This is a genomic window from Bartonella sp. AP9QHHD, assembly GCF_042195625.1.
Taxonomy (GTDB): domain Bacteria; phylum Pseudomonadota; class Alphaproteobacteria; order Rhizobiales; family Rhizobiaceae; genus Bartonella.
The window spans coordinates 1-3,739 of record NZ_JBHIOP010000032.1 but is presented as its reverse complement, the minus strand read 5'-3'; the positions used below and the strand labels follow the sequence as shown (position 1 = coordinate 3,739).

6 protein-coding genes and 1 pseudogene are annotated in these 3,739 nt (G+C 40.7%); 5 read left to right on the top strand and 2 right to left on the bottom strand.

The genetic code is table 11. From position 1 onward, the window contains the following. The 4 genes and pseudogenes from ACFIK4_RS02515 to ACFIK4_RS02500 all read left to right on the top strand — a co-directional run. A pseudogene (locus ACFIK4_RS02515) lies at positions 1 to 283 on the top strand (late control protein); the annotation flags it as partial. A 313-nt stretch (positions 284 to 596) separates the two neighbouring features. Beyond that, entirely contained in the window at positions 597 to 1,172 is a 576-nt protein-coding gene (locus ACFIK4_RS02510) for an antA/AntB antirepressor family protein (RefSeq protein ID WP_375674867.1), read from the top strand. A 253-nt stretch (positions 1,173 to 1,425) separates the two neighbouring features. Then, positions 1,426 to 2,154, top strand: coding sequence for a phage antirepressor KilAC domain-containing protein (locus tag ACFIK4_RS02505; RefSeq protein WP_375674865.1), 729 nt, complete (start codon positions 1,426 to 1,428; stop codon positions 2,152 to 2,154). After that, complete coding sequence (locus ACFIK4_RS02500; RefSeq protein WP_375645966.1) at positions 2,151 to 2,429, top strand: hypothetical protein; 279 nt, start codon at positions 2,151 to 2,153, stop codon at positions 2,427 to 2,429. The genes ACFIK4_RS02505 and ACFIK4_RS02500 overlap by 4 nt, the downstream gene beginning before the upstream one ends. A gap of 52 nt (positions 2,430 to 2,481) precedes the next feature. Here the strand turns inward: ACFIK4_RS02500 and ACFIK4_RS02495 are convergent, their stop codons facing one another. Both ACFIK4_RS02495 and ACFIK4_RS02490 read right to left on the bottom strand, forming a co-directional pair. Further along, entirely contained in the window at positions 2,482 to 2,793 is a 312-nt protein-coding gene (locus tag ACFIK4_RS02495; RefSeq protein ID WP_183194628.1) for a DNA-binding protein, read from the bottom strand. Between the two features lie 12 nt (positions 2,794 to 2,805). Then, positions 2,806 to 3,129 (bottom strand): type II toxin-antitoxin system RelE/ParE family toxin, encoded by a 324-nt coding sequence (locus tag ACFIK4_RS02490; RefSeq protein ID WP_012230755.1) that lies wholly within the window; start codon positions 3,127 to 3,129, stop codon positions 2,806 to 2,808. A gap of 105 nt (positions 3,130 to 3,234) precedes the next feature. On the opposite strand from ACFIK4_RS02490, the gene ACFIK4_RS02485 reads away from it, so the two are divergent. After that, the coding region (locus ACFIK4_RS02485; RefSeq protein WP_375674863.1) for a lysozyme at positions 3,235 to 3,739 on the top strand (505 nt) is incomplete at its 3' end.

Here is a 3,739-nt window from a genome sequence, read left to right as displayed (position 1 = left end):
TGATCCCTTTGTGCAAGCAGAAGCAAAGCTTGTTCAAAAGCCCCCTTTCCGCCCCTATATTCCAGCAGAATGGCGCATCAAGAGCGTTAAGCACAAACTTGATAAAACGGGTGGTTACACCACAAAAATAGAGTGCGAACTTTTTGATAAAGCGCAAGAAGATGCGGCTGGAAACGTTGCAAACACCACACCAGACAAGGACGATACCCTCGACCCAAACGCCCCACCAGACGCATGCGACGAAGGTGAAGGCGTCATCCATATGGATGAAGAGGATAGATAAGCCAAATTAGCAAAAATGCAAAAAATTATCAGAAGCCACTTGACAATGTAGCGACAATATGAATAATCGAATCAGGTGCCTAACGAACACCTTAAACCAATAGCGGATAGATTGCCGATACAATCTTTTCTCCGCACATTAAAGACTTTGACTCATTGTATGCTACGTGCATATAATAATGTTGTCGGGTGTGGTTACACTATACAATACCCTAACGGGGAAAGTGTGACGACGGACTATTGGCCGTGTTTGTTAGCACCCGGCACTCTATTTAGAGCGTCATTAACAAACATCTAACCAATAGGAGTTCATAATGAACAATCTTATAGAAATATCAGAACAGGTTATTGATCAAGAAACTGTTCAAACTGTTAATGCGCGTGATTTACATGCGTTTTTAGAGATAAAAGCCCGCTTTAATGATTGGATTAAAAATCGCATTAAAGAATGTAAGTTTCAGGAAAATATAAACTTTATAACGCTTACTAAAAATTTAGTAAACGGTGGAAAGGTAAAAGAATACCACATTACCTTAGACATGGCTAAACACCTTTCCATGATCGAACGTAATGATAAAGGGCATGAAGCACGTCAATACTTTATCAAATGTGAACGGCTTTTGAAGCAAGTAGCAACACCAAAAATTGACTACTCCAAACCCGAAGCATTACTTGGTGTTTTGAATCACTTACAAAGTCAAATTGAGCAGAAAGATCATGTTATTGCTGAATTAGCACCAAAAGCAGAGGCTTTGGAAGGCTTAAAACGTTCTGATGGGTTGTTCGGTTTGATAGAAGCAGCAAAAATGCTTGAAGTACGACCAAAAGATTTAACAGATTACTTTTATAAAAACATTACATTGCCACTTGACATTGTGGCGACAATGTGAATAATCGAATCAGGTGCCTCAAAAACACCTTAAATACACAGCGGGTGGATTGCCGAACCAATCTCTTTTCCGCGCATTAAAGACTTTGACTTGTTATATGCTACATGCGTATAATGACATTGTCGGGTGTGGTTATGCTATACAATACCCTTTTGGGAAAAGCATAACGACGGACTGTGTACCGTGTTTTTGAGCACCCGGCACTCTTTTATTGAGTGTCAATCAAAAACGTCTAATTACACAGGAGTTCATAATGAACACTCTTATAAAAATTAAAGGAAACACTGCTAATAGTGCTATCCATCAAACTATGTCTAGTCGTGAAATTGCTGATTTGTGTAAAAAGCAGCACGCACATATTATGCGTGATATCAAGAAGATGCTTGAAGAACTTAACGGCTCCAAATTTGGATTGGTTGATTTTATCGGTACTTACGTTGATGCAAAAGGTGAAAGCCGCCCTTGTTATAACTTACCTAAGCGCGAATGTTTAATTCTTGTTTCTGGTTACAGTACTGCCTTACGAGCTAAAATCATTGACCGTTGGCAAGAATTGGAAAAACAGGTAGCCACACCACAAGTTGACTACTCCAAACCGGAGGCATTGCTTGGTGTCTTGAATCACTTACAAAATCAAATAGAGCAGAAAGATCATGTTATTGCTGAATTAGCACCAAAAGCAGAGGCTTTGGAAGGCTTAAAACGTTCTGATGGGTTGTTCGGTTTGATAGAAGCAGCAAAAATGCTTGAAGTACGACCAAAAGATTTAACGGATTACTTGCGTAAACATGATTGGGTCTATCGTCGGGCTCCAGGGGCGCCTCTGTTACCTTATCAGGACAAGATCAAGAAAGGATTCATGGACTGCCCTGCTATCACCATTCAAAGACCGGATGGTACAGAAAAGGTGCTCCCTTCAACGAAAATCACATCTAGAGGATTGGCATGTTTGAGAGAACAAATCCATGGAGGTGTACAATGAAGATAGATACCAACTTCTTATGCGATTTATGGATAGCATTATCTCAATTTTCTAATGATGAAAATGTGAGCGACAAAGATTGTAGTGCTCTGGTTCAAACTATGAATGCAATAGAAAAGGTTCTAGTTTTAAAACTTCAAAATGACGTGCCCAATATTACAAAAATCTTGGCAATTTTGACAGATTTTGGAGCTTCAGAACTGCCACATAGCATGGATTCTTTGTTGCGAACTTACGAACCAGATTTAGAGAGCCCCATTAAAAAGGTTGCTTAAGTAAAAAATATGCCCCTCCCCGTTCTCAAAATGGGGAGGTGGTTAATACAGATCAAATGTGTGGAACGGGTCGTTCAAGAGGTTGTACAGCTAAGCGAAGCCCCATGGTACGTAGTAAAGCATTTAGGCTACGGAACTCTGGATTACCTTTTTCTGAAAGTGTACGATAAAGTTGTGTAGGATTCAGTTTGGCTGCTTTAGCTACAGCTTGAACACCACCATAGGCTTTTGCCATTTGACGAAGTGTTACAAGCAGTTCCCCCTGGTCACCATCTGCTAGGATTGCATCAAGGGTCGCTGCTGCCAACTCAGGGTCATCATGGAATATTTCTGCCATTGCATCATCATGGCTACGGTCTTTCATTTTTACACTCCTTTAATCTTCACGGTTTTGCCAATCGTACCAACAAGCACATGCACGAGTGATATCGGTGTCTTGTGTTTTTTTGGTACCACCGCATAATAACAATAATACAGTCTTTCCAGACTGAGCATAATAAATTCGGTAACCAGGACCAATATTCATACGCAGTTCATAGACACCATCACGAAGCGGCTTGAAATCGCCAAAATTTCCTTGCTCTAAACGATTAAGACGGCGAATAATTGCAGTTTTAGCCTGCACATCACGGAGCTTTCGCAGCCAATCAGCTATCAAGTCTTTGCCATCAGAGGTAAGGTAGTGACGTATTTCAAACATAATGTATATTCGTTTATAAACGAATATTTGTCAAGAGCGAAAGAAATTTATTTTTAGATTTTCACTCAGCCCCGCCTTGTGTGGGGCTTTTTTATGGAGAAGCATATGAGAACAATATCACCAGAAGGGCTAGCACTGATTAAACAATGGGAAGGCTTGCGTTTGAATGCCTATAAAGATGCCATTGGGGTGTGGACAATCGGTTATGGACATACAAACAATGCTGGAAAACCTTTTGTTCATAAAGGTATGGCAATCACTGAAAAACACGCAGAAGAACTTCTTTGCCAAGACTTAAGACAATTTGAAAATGCCGTTGAACAAGCCGTTCAAGTTTCTTTAACCGATGAACAATTCGCGGCTTTAGTCTCCTTTTGCTATAATGTAGGAACAACAGCCTTTTGTAACTCGACACTGTTAAAAAAGCTCAATCAAGGTGAATATGAAGCTGTCCCTGCCGAGCTACAGAAATGGACCAAAGCAGGCGGGAAGCGTCTTGAAGGTCTCGCACACCGGCGTGCAGCAGAAGCAGGCTTATGGGCAAAAGGGGCTTATGTTTCCTCCAATTATCAAACAGTAGAAACGCAAGCACCAACAGGGCTTTTCAAAG